A 17,810-nucleotide genomic window follows, 5' to 3' on the forward strand; every position below is an offset into this window, starting at 1 on the left:
TGTCATACCGTGGCTTGTCCACGGTATCCAGAAAAAAGTTATGCTAAACAAGTTTGCGCATCTTTTTGTAATAGATCATGAAATAAATGAAGTAATGACGACAAAACTGAATCCCGTGAATAAATCACGGGATGACAATAAGAAAATTGATCCGCACCTATGATATGTAAGAATTACTATTCATTTCCTGTAACCTGGAAACGGTACGTCTAAACTCCTCTCTTCGAGCGGTGCCTTGATATATTTTTTCCGGAGCGTCTTCAAGCGTCATGAATAATAATATTTTATAGAAATAGGCATTATCAATAAAGTTAATGAATCTAACGGCTATATCCGTATTATCCGGCGAAACAATTTGGACGTCTTCAACTATGATAATATTAAATTTTTGGCAAATATTGACGTAATCTATGTAGCTAAGATTGCGAGTAAAAAGCTCCTCAAAATTTGTTACTAATACTTTTTTATAGCCTTGCTTAAATGATATCTCTCTCCCTAAAACTTCCACAGTCTGAGGGATTAAATAGCCTTCGGTAATATCTTTAATAACTTGCGTTAATTTACCTTGATTCTCAGGGGTTATAGGGTAAATTATCCTATCATTGGCTATTTCTAAGGCTTTATCAAATCTATAATCATGGTTATGATCTAAGACTTTAATATAAAACTCATCATTTATTTTGGCAATAAACGGTAAAAACGACTCTTTTTGTAAACCGTCTTTATAAAGATTATCAGGCTTAGTATTACTAGTCACAAAAATAAAAACTCCCTGTTTTATTAATTCCGTAAGTAAATTACCGATAATCATCGCATCGGTAATGTCTTTAATTTCAAACTCATCAATACAAAGCACTTTAGTTTTCTTGGCATAATTTTTAGCTATTTTAGGAATGATATTATTTTTTGATTCATTCTCACTTTGCAATTTATGCATAGCTTTGTGTATTTCTTGCATGAAATTTTGATAATGAATTATAATTTTTGAGATAGTTAATAACTCAAAAAAAGAATTCATCAGCATAGTCTTACCGCTGCCGACAGGGCCATATAAATACAGACCGTTTTTAAGATTTTTTTTATTGAAGATATTAAATAAGGGAGGTAGCTTGTTAAGCTCTAAAGCTATTTCTTTTAGTTCTTCCAATAAAGCAGTTTGTTTTACATCTAATGTTAACGAATAGCAGGTGTTTAAAGTCATCCAAAATATTTTTTCTCTAATTTATGATATGTTTCTTCTAAAATTGGGAGGTATAATTTAATATTTTCGAAAACTCGTTTTGCATCTTCATATTTATAAATATGAGAAGTATTATTACGATCTCTAAGCATTTCGAGCCACATCTTCTCATCATTTATGATACTAAATTGAAAAGCTTTACTTAGGTCATCTTTTGGAGTAGTACTGTCAATTTCTTCATAAGTAAGTATTTTTTTTAAAACTTTCCAAAATAATTCTATTACGAATTCAAATCGCTGAATAGCAGCATCTAATGCATAGTCATTTTTATCAATCTTGGAACGTTCTATAACATCACGTAATCTATTAATTGCTTGACCAAGGCTTTGGAAATAATCTTGCCAAAATATTTTTTCCATTAGAATTTTTCCTTTTTTATAAAGAATTTTTTTAAACTTACTAATATTTTGTTTAAGTTTATCATCGTCATTTAATGTATCAAATCTTACACAATCTATTTTCGAAAGAGTATCTGCATTATCTATTATATTCAAAACTTGATGCCAATCCTCTTCACTTGCATTGGGACAAAGAAGAGCAATATCAATGTCAGAGCGTTCAGTATTATCCTCTCTTGCGCGGGATCCAAAAAGCCAAATTTCCTTTATAAAAGGTAATTTTGTTAAATTTGTCAAAAAAGAATATTGCATTATATTGTTCATATAGCAGCTCTATACAAAAGTGTTGCATCGCCATAGCTGAAAAAGCGCATTTTTTCTTTTATAGCATATTTATATAATTCGTGCATTTCTTTATGTCCGGCAAAAGCACAAATAAGTATAAATAAAGTAGATTTAGGGAAATGAAAATTAGTAAGCAGCATATCGACTATTTGAAACTTATAACCGGGTTTGATAAAAATATTTGTTTCAAACTCCCTTGCTTTAACTTGTTCTTGAAATGCTGCACTCTCTAGCGTACGCATAGCGGTAGTACCGACGGCAATTATTCTTCGTCCTTCCTGTTTGGCTTTATTGATTATTTCAGCCGCCTCAAGACTTATAGAGCAATATTCCGAATGCATTTTATGCTCATCAATATTTTCAGATTTAACGGGCAAAAAAGTCCCTGCTCCGACATGTAGTGTTACAAAAGCAGTTTCCACGCCTTTTGATTTCAGTTTATCAAGTGTTTCATTAGTAAAATGCAATCCAGCAGTTGGAGCTGCTACTGACCCTTCCACACTATTATACACAGTTTGATAGCGTTCATTGTCATTCTTTATGGGCAAAGGACGCTTAATATAAAGCGGCAACGGCATTTCGCCGTAAATATCTAAAAACTCAAATACTGAAATATTATCAAGCACAAATTGTAACTCAATTTCTCCCATTTCTAACTTCTTAGTAATAACTACTTTATGCTTATCAAAAATAAATTCATCACCAACATGCAGCTTACGAGCAGGTTTAGCAAAAGCTGACCAACTATTATCTGATAATTTTTTATTAAGGTTAATAGTGACATTTTTTCCTAAATTTAACTTAGCTTTTATCACTTTACTATTATTAAAAACTAATAAGTCACCTGGTAATAAATAGTCAACAATATTATAAAATTTAGTTTTTATTGGACCATTTTTTCCTGCTACCAATAAATTTGAGTTTTCACGCTTTTCGCTAGGAGTTTGCGCTATCAGCTCTGGCGGCAAATTAAAATCAAAATCTGATAGTTTCATAGTTATTTAATATAAAAATAATTTAGCTTAAAATTGTGTAACATAAATCTTGCCAATCAGGATTAGTATCCTCAATTAATTTTATCTTCCACAAACGATTCCAATTCTTTAAACATTTTTCTCTATGTATTGCTTCGTATATATCTCTAAATTGTTCAATATATACTAGCTTATTAACGTTATGTTTTTTACTAAATCCTGGTATTAATTTTTGTTTATGTTCATAGATACGTCGAGCTAGGTTATTAGTTATTCCTGTATACAATGCTCCTTGTGGCCTTGAACAAATAATATATACCCAATAAAATTTCATAACTTTATAGATTATTAAGAACAATTTGGTGTCATACCAGCGAAAGCTGGTATCTCACTTTTGTTATATTGTTAAGTAGATTCCCTCTTTCGAGGGAATGACACATAAAGTTTTATACTTTAAATATGCGTATTCACTATAACCTATACTATTAACCCTTTCACTTGTGAATTCCATAGCCTTTGATACAATTCGCTATTTTTTAACAGTTCCATATGCGCTCCATCGTCAACTATACTACCTTCGTTAAAAACTAAAATCCTATCCATATGTAGTAAAGTAGAGAGTCTATGAGCAATAACGATCACGGTTTTATTTTGCATGAGATAACGCATTGACTCCTGAATTAAATTCTCTGTTTCGCTGTCCAGACTGCTAGTAGCTTCGTCAAGAATTAATATTGGAGCATTTTTTAATATTGCCCTGGCTATTATAATCCTTTGCCTTTGCCCCCCGGATAAATTATTACCACGCTCTCCGCACATAGTATCATAGCCGTCAGGCAAATTCATTATAACGTCATGAATATGCGCAGCTTTTGCAGCGATTATAACTTCATCAATATCTGCATCTTTTTTGCCGTAGTTAATGTTTTCCATAATGGTTCTATGAAATAAAATTGGCTCTTGCGGTATAACACTAATAGCTTTTCGTAAAGAGTCCTGTGTTACATCTCTAATATTTTGATCATCGATTAATATCATTCCCTGTTCTATATCGTGCAGTCTGGTAATCAAACTTATAAAAGTCGTTTTACCGGAACCGGAAAATCCTACCAATCCTACTTTTTGTTTGCTTGGAATTAAAACCGATTTATTTCTAAATAAATTATTATTGCGGTAATAATTAAAGCTAACATCTTTAAATTCTATTTGCCCTTCTTTCACTTCTAAAGGAGTAGCATTTTCAATATCGGTTATAATATGCGGAGCCATCAATGATAACCCCTGATTAAATGCACCGATTTGCTCAAACATGTCGCCGATTTCCTGAGTTAGCTCCCAAATATCATCCGATACATTTACACAAAGTGTTAGTACCAGCACGCAATCCCCTATGCTTATAGATAATTGACTACGTAGTGATGCCAGATAATAAATCATAATAAAAATCATTATTGAGCAAGATAACCCGAGTACATAGCGTAATTTAAACATAAAAAACTGCATAGTCTGCTCGTCGGCTACGGCATTTTCTATTCTTGTCTCTAAATGGTGACGTTCAAACTTATGCGAGGTGAACATCCTAACCGCGCTAATATTGCTTATGGCATCAACAATATTACCGGAAACTAACGATTGACTCCTTGCATAATTTACCGAATATTTATTAATTTTTTTTGAAAAACAAGCGCTAATACCCAGGAAAACAGTAATCCATATTATGAATATAGTAGCAAATACATAATGTACCGAATATAAGGCAATAAGAGCAAAAACAATAATTGCTATTTTACGTATAACTTTTTCACCCAATATTGAAATAATCATTTCAAAAGACCTAGCAGTCTCGGTAATACGATTGCTGATATGTCCGGCTAGATTATCCTGAAAGAATTTATGGCTATGATATTGAGTATAATTATAAAGTTCGTCTAATATTCTACCTTTTATATAAGGTATGGTTTTAAGATAAAGATAATCATACGAACGGTACATAATATTGATTCCTTCCCACCACAGGCCGTAAATTATTGCCCAAAAAACCATTGAGGATAACAAATCATTTGCCCGATTATCCCCGAACGATTCTATTAAATCGATAATCTTTTGCATTAATACACTATCAACAGCCGGTATCATGCCGAATATTATGCAGCTTACGGCTAGCATAATAATTTTAATTTTATTAAATTTTAGAAAATAAAAACCTAAATTTGTTGTAGATTTGGAAAGATTAGGAGCTTTCACCACAATATATACCTCAATTAATATGTATAACTTAATAATTTATCAGTAGACTAACAAACAAACCTTGCTTCTTTTTTTAAATAATGCTACAAAAAATGAGTAAAATAACCTTAAATCATCAGAAATGAAAGAAAAAGAATTATCTAATAATCTTTTAGAAACCAATAAAGACTCGTTAAAAAATGATGATTCGCCTTTTTTTGACGTAAAATATATTTGTCAAGCAAGTTCGTTAATCACCGAATCAATACGAAGAGGGTTTGATGTAACTCAATTGCCTAACGGTGATGTTAACGTAACGGAAGTAAGAATTGTAAATGTTCATTATAGCTGGGATTCCACAAAAGAAAAATTTATAAAAACTGGTCAAAATGAGTATAATCATATTAAAAAGAGCTAATTAAATCAAGGTATTGCAAAATAAAAATTGATATAGTTATCGCAAGCAAACGAAGGAGTTGTTGCATGGTTTGAAAATTACAACAAATCCTTTGATGTCATTTCCGCGAAGGCGGGAATCTAGAAAAATTATAGTCATCCTGAATTTATTTCAGGATTTAATTACAAAAAGATGCTGAAACAAGTTCAGCATAACAAAGTAAAGCCTGGATTCCCGTTTTCACGGGAATGACACCGAACGCTTTTTAAGAACTATACAACAATGCCAGTTTCTTCTAAGCTCAGTATGCAAAGTTCCAATCTTTATTTTACAATACCTAAATCAAATATATAATATGGAATTTGACCAAGTATTATTATCCAGAATACAATTTGCTTTTACAATAAGTTTTCATATAATTTTTCCAGCATTTACTATAGGCCTTGCTAGTTGGCTAGCCGTCGTTGAAGGATTATGGCTAAAAACAAAAAATAATATTTATCAGGAAATATATAAATTCTGGGTAAAAATTTTTGCCGTTACTTTCGGTATGGGCGTAGTATCGGGCGTAGTAATGTCTTATCAATTCGGGACTAACTGGTCAGGATTTTCAGACAAAGTCGGTAATGTCCTTGGTCCCTTGTTAGGCTTTGAGGTATTTACAGCTTTTTTTCTTGAGTCTTCTTTCCTTGGTATTATGCTATTCGGCTTTAACAGAGTTAGCAAGAAAGTACATTTTATCTCTACTTTAATAGTGGCTATTGGCACAGTTATTTCGGCTTTCTGGATTCTTTCCGCCAATAGCTGGATGCACACACCCGCAGGTTTTAGATTAAGCGAAGACGGCTTTTTCTATCCTTTAAACTGGCTGGAAGTTATTTTCAATCCTTCTTTTCCCTATCGCTTCCTACACATGCTTACCGCCTGTTATCTTACCACTTCTTTTGTTGTTGGCGGTGTAGGTTGTTGGTATCTGCTAAATAACCGCTATAAGGAACATGCCAAAATCATGCTTTTTATGGCAATGTTAATGGCGTTATTTGTTGCTCCTCTTCAAATATTTATCGGCGATCAGCACGGCTTAAATACCCTGAAGCATCAGCCAGCAAAAATTGCTGCTATGGAAGGGATTTGGGATACAGAAAAAGGAGCAGCTCTTACTCTAATAGGTTTTCCTGATCAAAAAGAAGAAAAAACTAAATATGCGATTCAAATTCCTAAAGCCGCAAGTCTAATATTAACTCATAGTTTAAACGGCGAAATAAAAGGGTTAAAAGAATGGTCAAAAGAAGATCGCCCTTTTGTTGCTGTAGTATTTTTTAGTTTTCGTGTTATGGTTGGCATAGGATTCTTAATGATATTTACCGGTATTGCCGGCTTATGCCTTTACCTGCGTAAGAAATTATATACCACCAAATGGTTTCAATATTGGTATATAGCAATGTCTCCTTCCGGTTTTATTGCAGTACTTGCCGGTTGGTTTGTTACGGAAACCGGGAGACAGCCCTATGTTGTTTATAATCTTCTTCGAACGTCTGAAGTAGCTTCGCCTGTCCTTGGAGAATATATTTTAATTTCCCTTATTGCATTTATAATCGTCTATGCAATCGTCTTCGGTTCAGGATTATATTATATTATGCACTTAATCATTAAAGGACTGGTAATAACTGAAAATAAAGAAACTTACGGTGAACATGGTTTGAATAATCCAATAATGGCAAAGAAATAAAGATTTATAAAAAACTTAATAAGGGTTTTACAATTTAAAGCCTATTAACTTTAGTTTTTTAAATATTGTTTATTTAAATAAATCAGAGTGAGTACCTGTACGTTCAAAAATTATATACTCTTTATCAATTTTATAGATCAGTAACCAATCAGGCTCTATGTGGCACTCTCTTCGACCTACAAAATTTCCTATTAATTGATGATCTCTATATTTTATTGACAAAGCTGTTTTGGTAACTAATAATTCTATAAGTGTTTTTAACTTTTCTAGGTTTTTACCTCGCTTAATTGCTAACTTTATATCTTTTTCAAAAGAGGTAGTATAAATAGGTTTAAACACAAATTAGATACCAAGTTTTTTAAACATTTCTTTTGTGTTTTTGGAGGTAATAAGTCCAATTTTATTATCAGTGGATTTAAATGTTTTTAAAGTAGTAGTATTAGGAATCTTTATTGTAGTAGGCCATTTATGTTCACGTGCCACGTACTTATATAACATGGTAACTGCTTGTGTAGGAGTAATACCAAGTTCATCAAGTACATTTTCTGCTTCTTCTTTTAATTCCGGTTCAACTCGTGCTCTTATGAAGGCTGACTTAGTCATATAATTACTTAATTTGATTAATTATATAGTAGCACGAATGAGATACATTAGCAAGAGCATTCGCAACCTTAGCTAAAAGAAATCTTTATAATAAAGAAGAAAAATACATATACACTAATGCCATAAATGATATAAATATTAAGAAAAAACTTATGCTTAATTTCGCTCCTTATATAGATTTACCGCTTGTTTGGGGCGGAATAATTGCTGCAGCAATTTGCTTGTATGTTTTGCTAGACGGCTTTGATTTAGGCATCGGTATATTATTTCCTTTTGCTCCGACGGATGATTGTCGTCATAAAATGATGAATTCTGTTGCGCCGTTTTGGGACGGCAACGAAACATGGTTAGTACTCGGCGGTGGCGGGTTATTGGCTGCCTTTCCTCTTGCTTATTCAATTTTACTACCAGCTTTCTATATTCCGATTATATTGATGTTACTTGGACTTATATTCCGAGGCATAGCTTTTGAGTTTAGATTTAAAGCTCATATAAATCATCGTTACATTTGGGATTATGCTTTTCATTTCGGCTCACTGCTTGCTGCTTTTTGCCAGGGAATAATGCTCGGTACGTTCGTTCAGGGGATAGAAGTTAAAGGACGAGTATTCGCCGGTAGCGCTTTTGACTGGCTCACCCCTTTTTCCATAATGACAGGGCTAGCTCTTATATGCGGCTATGCTCTTCTTGGCTCTAGCTGGCTGATCATGAAAACAGCAGATGATACTCAAAAATGGGCTAGAAAATCCGCTCTTTATATTTCGTGTTATGTTGCCTTATTTATGGGGCTCGTTAGTTTATGGGTACCGTTTTTAAATGAACAAATACGCCATCGCTGGTTTAGTATGCCTAATATTGTATATTTGGCGATTATTCCTATTTTAACAGCTTTTATATTTGTTAAATTAATTAAAGCTATTCAGGCAGAAAAAGAAACTCAGCCTTTTATATGCGTAATTCTCTTATTTTTACTCGGTTATTTAGGTCTTGGGGTAAGTATATGGCCATTTATAGTACCTTATCAGGTAACCTTAACACAAGCGGCAGCTATCCCTGAATCACAATCATTATTATTAATAGGTGCCGGAATATTTTTGCCGGTAATAATAGGCTATACAATTTACTGTTATTATATATTTCGTGGAAAATCAACGCATCACCCAATGTATTAAAAAAATACACTTTAAGCTTTTACAAGTAATGTCTTGCCTAAAAGGCTGGCAATGGTTTATTATCTTGTGGCTTGGCGGTATAACTGCTACTTTACTTTTAACTTTAGTGGTTAAAACAGCGTTTTGGTTGCTTCGGTGTTTATAAAGCTTGACAAAACGTACTATTTATAGTACGCTATAAATCTAATCTAATTGAGGGTTTTATGGAAATATATAATACAAGCGAAGCAAGAGCCAAGCTTTACCAGCTTATAGATTACGTTTCTGAAGTGCATAAGCCTATCTATATTAAAGGCAAAAGAAATAAAGTTGTAATGATTTCAGCAGCAGATTATCGAAATATGGAAGAAACTTTATACCTATTATCTATTCCTGGGTTGCATAAATCCATAATTGAGGGACGAGCAGAACCAATAGACAAATGCAGCGATAAATTAACTTGGTAATCGTTTTTAGATGTATATAATTCATTACACTAAGCATGCAGAAAAAGATGCTAAAAAAATAAAACAAGTCGGTTTAAAAAGTAACGCAGAAAAATTATTAAATATAATTAGCTCTAACCCTTGGAAAACTTACCCTCCATATGAAAAGTTAATCGGCGATTTAAATGGCTGCTATTCAAGAAGAATTAATATTCAACATAGACTTATTTATGAGGTTTATGAAGAAGAAAAAATTATTAAAATCCTTCGAATGTGGACCCATTATGAATAGGCTATCTTAATAAAATCACATGACAAAAATCTCAGCATTTATCATTACAAAAAATGAAGCCGCAAGGATAGCGAGAGCTATAAATAGTGTAAAAAATATTGTGGATGAGATCATTGTAATTGATAGCGAAAGTACTGACGAGACAGTAGAAATTGCCAGAAATTTGGGAGCTAAAGTAATCATTAATCCATGGCCTGGTTATGTGGCTCAAAAAACTTTTGGAGAAAATCTATGTGCTAATGACTGGATACTTAACATTGATGCTGATGAAGAATTATCGAAAGAATTACAAGATGAAATAGAATATATTTTTGCTTCCAATAATCAGGATCGTTATTTAGCCTATCAGATAAAACTCTTGATAATACATCGTAAAGACTCAAAACCACGTCGATTTGCTCCCTATAACAAATGCCTCAGATTATATAATAAAAATTTTGTTAGCTTTAGTAATATGAAGGGTAGTACTACTCACGATTCGGTAGTATTTAATAGCGATATCAATACGGAAAATAAAATATATTTATTAAACGGGTTGGCTTATCATTACTCCGGTACTTCAATTGAACAGCTAGTTGCCAAAGCAAATTTTTACTCGAGAGAACAGGCAGAAGATTTATTTAATGCAGGTAAAACACCTAAGCCAGCTCGCATTATTATGGAAATGCCATTACGCTTTTTTAAAGCTTTCTTTATCAGACGATATTTTATATTCGGCTTTGACGGTTTTATTGATTCAATGATTTTTGCTTTTGCCCGTTTCTTAAGGCTTGCAAAACTTCGAGAAAAATTACAACAAGATAAACATTTTGACAATAATCACTTATGAAAGACATTTTTAATGTTAGTAAGCTCAATAACGGCTTAACTATTCTTACCTATAATATGCCTTATGTGAATTCGGTAGCGATAAATTTAATTACCAAAGTCGGTAGTCGCTTTGAATCACCTCAGGAAGAGGGAATTTCGCATTTCCTTGAGCATATGGCTTTTAAAGGTACAAAAACAAGAAATGCTAAACAAATTGCTGAAGAATTTGACGAGATAGGAGGACATTTTAATGCCTATACCGGTCATGAACAAACAATATATTACTCGAAAGTGCTACCGGAAAACTGCCATAAAGCTCTAGAGATATTGGCGGATATAATTCAAAATTCTGTTTTTGCCGAGGAAGAAATCGCCAAGGAATATCAGGTAATTCTACAGGAAATTGCTCATAGCCAGGATAACCCCGATGATCTTATATACGAGAAATTTTATAATAGTGTTTATAAGGATCAGCCTTTAGGTAAACCCATTTTGGGAACAAGTAAAACTCTTGCTACTTTTACCAAAGCACATTTCTCAAGCTTCACTGAAAAATATTATACGGCAGAAAATCTTTACTTATCGGTAGCAGGCAATATCACTCACGATAAAATAATAAAGATGGCAGAACAATTATTTTCTTCTTTAAAACAAGGGAAAAATAACAGTTTTGAACCGGCGAGATATATCGGCGGCCATTCTTCTATTGTCAAGGATCTTGAGCAAACCACCCTAATATTAGGTTTTGAAGGAGTAGGCTATCTGGATCTGCAGCAACTTTATCAAGCTCAACTACTTGCTTTAATATTTGGCGGCGGTATGTCGTCACGGTTATTTCAGCAAATCAGGGAAAAATTAGGTTTAGTATATGGAGTAGGAAGTTATAATAGTTCTTATTGTGATAGCGGCGTATTTACTATTTACGCCTCCACCGCTCACGATAAATTAGAATTATTAAGCGCAGAGCTGATAAAAGAAATAAAGAAAATTACGCAAGCAGTGCAGGAAGCTGAAATTATTAGAGCTAAAACGCAATTAAGAAGTAATATTTATATGGCACAAGAAAAACCTAGTTATAAATCTGAAGAAATTGGTAAAAATTATGCTATTTTTAATAAATATATATCTTTAGAGGAAACTATGGATCTTATTATGAATATAACTGCCGATGATCTTTTAAAGATAGCCGGTAAAATATTCTCTACTACTCCAACATTGGCAATTATCGGACCGGAAGTTAAAGATATTGATTATTATAAAAATATCTGTGGTGTAGTTCAAACGGGAATCTAGACTTTTCTTTTGTCATGCTGAACTTGTTTCAGCATCTATCGAAAAATATCCTGAAATAAATTTAGAATGACTTAAAAGTATTTTTCTGGATTCCCGTTTTCACGGGAATGACATAGAACATGTTTTAACCTATCCACGCAACAATGCTATATAAAAAAATAAAATTTTAACAAAATGAAAAAAATACTTTATCAGGGTTCCAGTAAATCCTTATACACTTCCGAGGAAGATTATTTGATTATTATGGCTTTCACCGATAAAACTACTTTAGAAAACGGAGAAATAATCGATATTTCCGGTAAAGGGGTGCTGAATAATAATATTTCTTCTTTTATTATGAGTAAACTCGATACTCTAGGGATTGAAAATCATTTTATAGAAAAAATAAACATGCGGGAACAATTAATCCAATATGTGGAAGTTTTCCCGATGAAATTATCAATTTCTTCAGTAGCTTGCGGTAGGTTTGTTAAGGAATTCGGTATGGAAGAAGGATATGTATTTGATAAACCAATTATTGATTTTAAAGTTAGAAGTCGTGAATTAAAATATCCCATAGTTAACGAATATCAAATATTAAATTTTGGCTGGTTAACCAAAGAAGAAATCTCTACGGTAAAGCAACAAGCTATCCGAATATTTGATTTCTTAAGCGGTTTATTTACCGGGATCGGGATTAGGCTTGTTGAATGTACGCTTGAATTTGGTAGAGTATTTAACGGCGAAGAAACTCTCATAATGCTAGCCGATGAAATTAGCCCGGATAATTGCCGCTTATGGCAAGCAAATAATAATGAAAAACTTGGTTTTGAGCTGCTGACCGAAGAGCCGAATAAAGCTTTTGAATCCTACCAGTTAATAGCCGATCTCTTAAAAGAAAAAAATTAAAATCTTGTATGCTTAATTAATTTTTTATACTATAATTAATACTTTACACTTTTAACGATACTTAACCTATGAAAAAAAGCGTTCTTATAATAAGCTTTGTTATCTCAATAATTCTAGTCTTCGGATACTTATCACACAAATTTGAAGACACTACTAAAAATAATATTCTCACCGTTCTTGATGAATATAAAGAATATATAACTTATGATTCAATTACAATTAATAAATATACTTTTAGTGTAACGTTGCAGAAAGTAAAGTTTAATTATATTGATTCTTATAGTGATGAAATCGTTATTTGGCATATTCCGTTTTTAAACATTACTAAAATTGATTCTTACGGTAATGGTGTAAAAATTACTACCGCCGAAAACGAAGAAAGTATTTTTTATGCACCTGATGATCATAGCACGGTTTGGTTTAGAAAATCTTTATTTAACAATTCCCCAGATTTTTGGAAGTTAAGTTTAAATGATAATAAGTCAACAATTTACAGCTCCAAAACCGCAGAGAAATTAGCCGAATCTGAAGGAAATAAGATTACGATTATTCATAGCAAAACAGCCGATAATCTTCATTTACTAGAGCTAGATACTCAGGGTAATATTACTTTCACTTCTGAAAATTATATAAAAGAAATCTCATCTAAAGTAAATAAATTTTTCAAAAATGCAAAGGAAATGAAAGCTGCTTTTGAAGATTTAAATTCTGAAAATCTAGTTAAAGTAACTCAGTTAAACTCACCTATGTATAATAGTAATAAATTAAGCCTTAAATATAGCGATGAATTACTTACACTTGGCAAATTATTTGTACAAAGATTTTCTGCCAGTGAAAAGCAAGATGAAATTATGCATGAAGCTATCTTTATGCAAATTGTAACTGAACTATACAAAGGAAAGCCATTTTTATTTGCTTGGGATAGTAAAATTAACGGGAAAATGCAAAATAATATTTATAAAATTAATTTAGAAAAAGACAAGAAAATTAATTTTTCTTTCAACATTGAAACTACCAACACTCCTTCAGAAATATATGAAAAAGCAATGGTAGATTCTTTTAGCGCTCATACGTTTGCCGGCTTTAAAAGAGGTTTTAATAGAGCCATCAATGAACTCGGACCAAATGCGGCATCTAAATTTAATGAATCTCTAACTCAAAATGACTTTGCTAAAATGATTGAGCCGTTCGCGAAAGTTAAAGATTCAAAATTTAGTATTGAAGTAGAATTTGATCCAGAAGAAAAAAAATTATCTAATAAAATCAATCTTGCAATGGATAAATTTAATTTTGCTATTGATACAAATATTCCTAATTTACATAATTTTCTAAATTTTGAGAGTGTAGTAACATTATCCGATCCTAATGTTTTTATAGGTAATTTAACTAATTATACTAATAATGCCGTCATACCAATAATGCAAAAAATAGAGACCTCTAAAATATTTGCAGCAACTTTAGCGAAGCAAATGCCGATAGTTCGTGAATATGGATTCGATGCAGTAGCTTCTTTAAGCAAGAGTTCTGAGCTAAAAGAAGGAGAAACTTTAACAGTTGATATTAAAAGGGATGACAACCATTTTACTTTAAATGGCAAAGATTATTTGCAGATTTTGTCAGATGAAAGGGTAATAAAATTTATCGATGCTATGAATGCTTTAAAAGAAGAGGGGCAGTAATTATACGCCTGTCTTTTATGTCATTCTTGTAAAAATATTTATATTCGTCATTGCGAGCGACTAAAAGGAGCGTGGCAATCTAGAACCTTATCCGTCATTGCGAGGAGTTGCGATAGCAACGACGCAGCAATTTAGAAAATAATAAAAACTTCGTCATTGCGAGCGAAGCGAAGCAATCTAATTATTTTCTAGATTGCCACGTCGCTACGCTCCTCGCAATGACGTTTGATAGAGTCCCCGGAACAATACCGATCAAATTTAACTAATAACCCCGAAACACTTTGCAAAAGATGGTTAACATTCCTCCTAAAAGTAACTTCGAAAGAATTTTAATTTAACACTGTACCGGCAGCTATATCCACCCCTCGTAAAAACTCCTCGGTTGTTAGTGGTTTTCTACCTTCTTGTTGCAATTTTTTGATTATCAATATACCGCTGCCGCAAGCTATTTCTAATTTATTGTTAATAACCGTACCTGGTAAAAAAGAACCATCAAAATGATCTAAATAATCTGCTTCAAGAACTTTGATAATTTTATCTTTATAACTAAAATACACTCCAGGCCATGGATTCATAGCGCGAACTTTGCAATCTATTTGATAAGCAGCATCATGCCAGTTAATTTTTCCTTCTTCCTTAGTAAGTTTATGCGCATAACTTACTTCTTCATTTCTTTGCGGAGTAGGTGTTAAATGATCTATTTTATCTAACGCTTTAATTAAAAGCTCTGCCCCCATATCAGCACATTTATTATGAAACTCCTCCAATGTCACTCTAACAGGTATGTCAAAATTTTGTTTTATTAATATATCGCCAGTATCTAGTCCCGCGTCCATACGCATTACACAAACAGCACTTGTCTTATCGCCGCCGATAATCGTACGCTGCAAAGGCGCAGCTCCTCGATGCTTTGGCAAATCGGACGGATGAATATTTAAACAACCATATTTTTTAGCTTGTAGAATAGCGGGAGGCACTATAAACCCGTAAGCTACTACTACTATTATATCTGCTTCTATGGAATTAATAAGGTCGGTTACTTCAGTGGATTTTAATGTAGAAGGAGTATAAACAGGGATTTTATTTTGCAGAGCTAACTGATGTACTGGTGATTTCGCTTCATGCAGCCCCCTACCCTTAGCTTTTGGCTTTTGTGTAAAAACGCTAACTACCTGATGGTTATTAGAGACTATGAGTTTTTCAAGAGTGGGCAACGCAAAGCCAGGCGTTCCCATGAAAATTATTTTCACACAATATTATTTTTAAGTTTTCTGAGCTTTCGTAAAGCAATATCTCGCTTTAAGCTACTTAGATAATCGATCATTAACTTACCTTCTAAATGATCATATTCATGCTGTATAACTCTCGCTAACCAGTCATTTGCTTCAAGCTCCTGAGGCTTATTATGATAATCCAAATATTTTATTTTTACGGATTCGGGCCGCGTTATTTCATATCTTTGTTCAGGAACAGAAATGCACCCTTCTTTAGCGGTTACCAATTCTTTTGATTTTTCTATTATTTCAGGATTTGCAATAAAAAGAGGGTAAAAATTCTCTGGTCTTAGCACTTCGTCGTGATCTTTTAAATCGATTACTAAAATTCTTTTCAAAACACCAACTTGCACCGCGGCAAGCCCTGCTCCATTTTCATGATGCATAGTTTCTATCATATCATCCATAAATTTTTGAATTTCTTTAGTAACTGATTTTATGGGTAAAGATTTTTGTTTTAACCTTTCATCTGGAGCCGTTACTATCGGTAATATCGACATAAATACCTTAAGTTTGATATTTATATTATACTATAAAAAGGCAATAATGTAAATAACCGCTTTTTAACTAAAAAAGTTGAGGATTATCAAGTATTTTGCGACGATGTTTCATTTCCGCTAACAACCACCTCATATTCAGTAGTAGAAATATTATTATCGTGCAATGAGTATTCTTTTGTAAAATGGTTCTGATCGTTAGTATATCTAGTAATGGTATCTACAATATTACTAACAAATTCAGAAATGGTATTACTTACCCCTCTTAATGCACGTGCGATACCATAAGATAAAAAATCTAACATTTTGATATTTATTTTGTTAATACACCGAAACTAAATTATTATTTAAATCTCCTATCGGCGAAACTTCCATAGCACAGTTTTGTAAATCTGAATATGAATAAGCATTTATATTCACATAATCGTTATCGTACGTATCATCTATTAAAAAAACATCCGTTCCCGTAGATTTTTCTATTTTTTTAGTAAGATCAAGGTTAGTTTTATTAGACTTTAAAAATAACTCATTTTTACTCCAAGCTTCTACCGAATAAACAGGATTGTTATCCACTGCAGCAAAGTTATGAAGCTTATGCCCGTTAAGTTGCTCTATTGTGTTTGTAATACCTAAATAATCAGCACTTACCTGAACTGCAGAACCGACTGTATTGTATAAATATTGTCCCCAACCCCATAATCCTGAACTTTCTTCCTGTGTTTGTTCTTCTACTACATTATTTTTTACTTGCGGCAGAGTTAAATTTACTTCTCCTAAATGATTGTTAGTGGTATTGATAATATTAGGTTTTGCATTGTACACTACGGAATGCTTAGCTAATTCTTCTATAGATATATTGATTTCACCGGTAAATAATTTATTTTGAATTGCATATTTCACCACTTCTGCAGAACCAGGACTGTCAAAAGTTGTGGATTTATCAATGTTTAATTTACGTGAATGTAGCTCTAACGCGGTTAAATCGGCTACAACCGCCCCAAGAGAATGCCCGCTAGTACTAAAAATATAATCGTGCGCTACTTCTTCCTGTGAAATTCTAGCAATTATTTCATCGATGAATTTTTGTGCAGGCGCTAATTTATTGGGAGCATAATGGAAAGTAAGGCGTATATCATCCAGCAAATCATATATATCAGCTTTTGTACCAGCACTAGCAATATGAATTTCTTTACTTTGCTTATTAATAAACGCTACAGCTTTATAACCATATTCACTCGTTTCAGCTTTTTCACTTGAAGTAGCAAATATTTCCCAGCCGCTACCGATTAACTCTTTACCGACTATTTCCAAAGCTTTTGCTAAATATTTAGTTGGATTAGCACTATTATATGCAAGATTTGTTGCCGCATGCGCAAGCTCATTAGAACTCACATCTCTGTTAGGTATCTCACTTAAGGAAAGTAACTCCATATCTTCTATTATATTACTACTAATATTAGTATTTTTATTTTCCCTTTTACTCATATACCTATCCTGCAAATATAATATAATTTGAGCACACTATACTAATTTTTTAATCACAAGTCAAGATATAATTAGTTTTTGTTAATTATACTTTTAGAAAAAGTTAATCATTATTTATTTATAAAAAATATTGTCATGATGAA

At 32.6% G+C, this 17,810-nt stretch carries 20 protein-coding genes; 9 read left to right on the top strand and 11 right to left on the bottom strand.

The annotated features are described in order from the left end of the window. Positions 1-157: 157 nt before the first annotated feature. The 5 genes from zapE to OTR29_RS03045 form a co-directional block, all read right to left on the bottom strand. Positions 158-1,201, bottom strand: a complete 1,044-nt coding sequence (gene zapE / locus OTR29_RS03025) for a cell division protein ZapE (protein WP_422229188.1) — start codon at positions 1,199-1,201, stop codon at positions 158-160. Beyond that, positions 1,198-1,902: an HI0074 family nucleotidyltransferase substrate-binding subunit gene (locus tag OTR29_RS03030; protein ID WP_422229189.1), complete on the bottom strand. Its 705-nt coding sequence runs from the start codon at positions 1,900-1,902 to the stop codon at positions 1,198-1,200. Before OTR29_RS03030 ends, zapE begins: the two co-directional genes overlap by 4 nt. Continuing rightward, positions 1,899-2,918: a tRNA preQ1(34) S-adenosylmethionine ribosyltransferase-isomerase QueA gene (queA, locus tag OTR29_RS03035; RefSeq protein WP_422229190.1), complete on the bottom strand. Its 1,020-nt coding sequence runs from the start codon at positions 2,916-2,918 to the stop codon at positions 1,899-1,901. Before queA ends, OTR29_RS03030 begins: the two co-directional genes overlap by 4 nt. Before the next feature lie 22 nt (positions 2,919-2,940). After that, positions 2,941-3,231, bottom strand: a complete 291-nt coding sequence (locus OTR29_RS03040; RefSeq protein WP_422229191.1) for a GIY-YIG nuclease family protein — start codon at positions 3,229-3,231, stop codon at positions 2,941-2,943. Positions 3,232-3,374: 143 nt separating this feature from the next. Next, entirely contained in the window at positions 3,375-5,144 is a 1,770-nt protein-coding gene (locus tag OTR29_RS03045) for an ABC transporter ATP-binding protein (protein ID WP_422229192.1), read from the bottom strand. 121 nt (positions 5,145-5,265) lie between these two features. On the opposite strand from OTR29_RS03045, the gene OTR29_RS03050 reads away from it, so the two are divergent. Continuing rightward, complete coding sequence (locus tag OTR29_RS03050) at positions 5,266-5,541, top strand: DUF2671 domain-containing protein (protein WP_422229193.1); 276 nt, start codon at positions 5,266-5,268, stop codon at positions 5,539-5,541. Between the two features lie 334 nt (positions 5,542-5,875). Beyond that, on the top strand, positions 5,876-7,249 hold the full coding sequence (locus OTR29_RS03055; RefSeq protein WP_422229194.1) for a cytochrome ubiquinol oxidase subunit I: 1,374 nt from the start codon (positions 5,876-5,878) through the stop codon (positions 7,247-7,249). A gap of 69 nt (positions 7,250-7,318) precedes the next feature. Here the strand turns inward: OTR29_RS03055 and OTR29_RS03060 are convergent, their stop codons facing one another. Together OTR29_RS03060 and OTR29_RS03065 are read right to left on the bottom strand one after the other, a co-directional pair. Continuing rightward, positions 7,319-7,588 carry a type II toxin-antitoxin system YafQ family toxin gene (locus OTR29_RS03060; protein WP_422229195.1) on the bottom strand — a complete coding sequence of 90 codons (270 nt, stop codon included), beginning with the start codon at positions 7,586-7,588 and terminating at the stop codon, positions 7,319-7,321. A gap of 3 nt (positions 7,589-7,591) precedes the next feature. Beyond that, on the bottom strand, positions 7,592-7,852 hold the full coding sequence (locus OTR29_RS03065; RefSeq protein WP_422229196.1) for a type II toxin-antitoxin system RelB/DinJ family antitoxin: 261 nt from the start codon (positions 7,850-7,852) through the stop codon (positions 7,592-7,594). A 152-nt stretch (positions 7,853-8,004) separates the two neighbouring features. Between OTR29_RS03065 and cydB the strand changes: the two genes are divergently transcribed. The 7 genes from cydB (at position 8,005) to OTR29_RS03100 (ending at position 14,411) form a co-directional block, all read left to right on the top strand. Further along, a complete protein-coding gene (gene cydB / locus OTR29_RS03070) occupies positions 8,005-9,024 on the top strand; it encodes a cytochrome d ubiquinol oxidase subunit II (RefSeq protein ID WP_422229197.1) in 1,020 nt (339 codons plus the stop codon). A 203-nt stretch (positions 9,025-9,227) separates the two neighbouring features. Then, a complete protein-coding gene (locus tag OTR29_RS03075) occupies positions 9,228-9,470 on the top strand; it encodes a type II toxin-antitoxin system Phd/YefM family antitoxin (protein WP_422229198.1) in 243 nt (80 codons plus the stop codon). Positions 9,471-9,480: 10 nt separating this feature from the next. Then, positions 9,481-9,741 carry a Txe/YoeB family addiction module toxin gene (locus tag OTR29_RS03080; RefSeq protein WP_422229199.1) on the top strand — a complete coding sequence of 87 codons (261 nt, stop codon included), beginning with the start codon at positions 9,481-9,483 and terminating at the stop codon, positions 9,739-9,741. A 19-nt stretch (positions 9,742-9,760) separates the two neighbouring features. Further along, positions 9,761-10,570, top strand: coding sequence for a glycosyltransferase family 2 protein (locus OTR29_RS03085; protein WP_422229200.1), 810 nt, complete (start codon positions 9,761-9,763; stop codon positions 10,568-10,570). Then, positions 10,567-11,844 (top strand): M16 family metallopeptidase, encoded by a 1,278-nt coding sequence (locus OTR29_RS03090; protein WP_422229201.1) that lies wholly within the window; start codon positions 10,567-10,569, stop codon positions 11,842-11,844. Before OTR29_RS03085 ends, OTR29_RS03090 begins: the two co-directional genes overlap by 4 nt. A gap of 174 nt (positions 11,845-12,018) precedes the next feature. After that, complete coding sequence (locus OTR29_RS03095) at positions 12,019-12,732, top strand: phosphoribosylaminoimidazolesuccinocarboxamide synthase (RefSeq protein WP_422229202.1); 714 nt, start codon at positions 12,019-12,021, stop codon at positions 12,730-12,732. A gap of 68 nt (positions 12,733-12,800) precedes the next feature. Then, positions 12,801-14,411 carry a phosphoribosylaminoimidazolesuccinocarboxamide synthase gene (locus tag OTR29_RS03100; RefSeq protein ID WP_422229203.1) on the top strand — a complete coding sequence of 537 codons (1,611 nt, stop codon included), beginning with the start codon at positions 12,801-12,803 and terminating at the stop codon, positions 14,409-14,411. 329 nt (positions 14,412-14,740) lie between these two features. Here OTR29_RS03100 and fmt read toward each other — a convergent pair whose 3' ends face one another. The 4 genes from fmt to rlip all read right to left on the bottom strand — a co-directional run bounded on the left by fmt (position 14,741) and on the right by rlip (position 17,622). Continuing rightward, a complete protein-coding gene (gene fmt, locus OTR29_RS03105) occupies positions 14,741-15,661 on the bottom strand; it encodes a methionyl-tRNA formyltransferase (protein ID WP_422229204.1) in 921 nt (306 codons plus the stop codon). After that, positions 15,658-16,185 (bottom strand): peptide deformylase, encoded by a 528-nt coding sequence (gene def, locus OTR29_RS03110; RefSeq protein ID WP_422229205.1) that lies wholly within the window; start codon positions 16,183-16,185, stop codon positions 15,658-15,660. Before def ends, fmt begins: the two co-directional genes overlap by 4 nt. Positions 16,186-16,271: 86 nt before the next feature. Beyond that, positions 16,272-16,487: a hypothetical protein gene (locus OTR29_RS03115; protein ID WP_422229206.1), complete on the bottom strand. Its 216-nt coding sequence runs from the start codon at positions 16,485-16,487 to the stop codon at positions 16,272-16,274. 16 nt (positions 16,488-16,503) lie between these two features. Then, positions 16,504-17,622, bottom strand: a complete 1,119-nt coding sequence (gene rlip, locus OTR29_RS03120; RefSeq protein WP_422229302.1) for a secreted effector lipase Rlip — start codon at positions 17,620-17,622, stop codon at positions 16,504-16,506. Positions 17,623-17,810: the final 188 nt, after the last annotated feature.

The sequence above is a fragment of the Rickettsia endosymbiont of Halotydeus destructor genome, from assembly GCF_049278075.1.
Classification (GTDB): Bacteria; Pseudomonadota; Alphaproteobacteria; order Rickettsiales; family Rickettsiaceae; genus Rickettsia.

What these genes read in the sequence shown, in the direction of transcription:
- zapE (WP_422229188.1), bottom strand. Translation starts at nt 1,201, where the DNA reads ATGACTTTAAACACCTGCTATTCGTTAACATTAGATGTAAAACAAACT.
- OTR29_RS03030 (WP_422229189.1), bottom strand. Translation starts at nt 1,902, where the DNA reads ATGAACAATATAATGCAATATTCTTTTTTGACAAATTTAACAAAATTA.
- queA (WP_422229190.1), bottom strand. Translation starts at nt 2,918, where the DNA reads ATGAAACTATCAGATTTTGATTTTAATTTGCCGCCAGAGCTGATAGCG.
- OTR29_RS03040 (WP_422229191.1), bottom strand. Translation starts at nt 3,231, where the DNA reads ATGAAATTTTATTGGGTATATATTATTTGTTCAAGGCCACAAGGAGCA.
- OTR29_RS03050 (WP_422229193.1), top strand. Translation starts at nt 5,266, where the DNA reads ATGAAAGAAAAAGAATTATCTAATAATCTTTTAGAAACCAATAAAGAC.
- OTR29_RS03055 (WP_422229194.1), top strand. Translation starts at nt 5,876, where the DNA reads ATGGAATTTGACCAAGTATTATTATCCAGAATACAATTTGCTTTTACA.
- OTR29_RS03065 (WP_422229196.1), bottom strand. Translation starts at nt 7,852, where the DNA reads ATGACTAAGTCAGCCTTCATAAGAGCACGAGTTGAACCGGAATTAAAA.
- cydB (WP_422229197.1), top strand. Translation starts at nt 8,005, where the DNA reads ATGCTTAATTTCGCTCCTTATATAGATTTACCGCTTGTTTGGGGCGGA.
- OTR29_RS03075 (WP_422229198.1), top strand. Translation starts at nt 9,228, where the DNA reads ATGGAAATATATAATACAAGCGAAGCAAGAGCCAAGCTTTACCAGCTT.
- OTR29_RS03080 (WP_422229199.1), top strand. Translation starts at nt 9,481, where the DNA reads ATGTATATAATTCATTACACTAAGCATGCAGAAAAAGATGCTAAAAAA.
- OTR29_RS03085 (WP_422229200.1), top strand. Translation starts at nt 9,761, where the DNA reads ATGACAAAAATCTCAGCATTTATCATTACAAAAAATGAAGCCGCAAGG.
- OTR29_RS03090 (WP_422229201.1), top strand. Translation starts at nt 10,567, where the DNA reads ATGAAAGACATTTTTAATGTTAGTAAGCTCAATAACGGCTTAACTATT.
- OTR29_RS03095 (WP_422229202.1), top strand. Translation starts at nt 12,019, where the DNA reads ATGAAAAAAATACTTTATCAGGGTTCCAGTAAATCCTTATACACTTCC.
- OTR29_RS03100 (WP_422229203.1), top strand. Translation starts at nt 12,801, where the DNA reads ATGAAAAAAAGCGTTCTTATAATAAGCTTTGTTATCTCAATAATTCTA.
- def (WP_422229205.1), bottom strand. Translation starts at nt 16,185, where the DNA reads ATGTCGATATTACCGATAGTAACGGCTCCAGATGAAAGGTTAAAACAA.
- OTR29_RS03115 (WP_422229206.1), bottom strand. Translation starts at nt 16,487, where the DNA reads ATGTTAGATTTTTTATCTTATGGTATCGCACGTGCATTAAGAGGGGTA.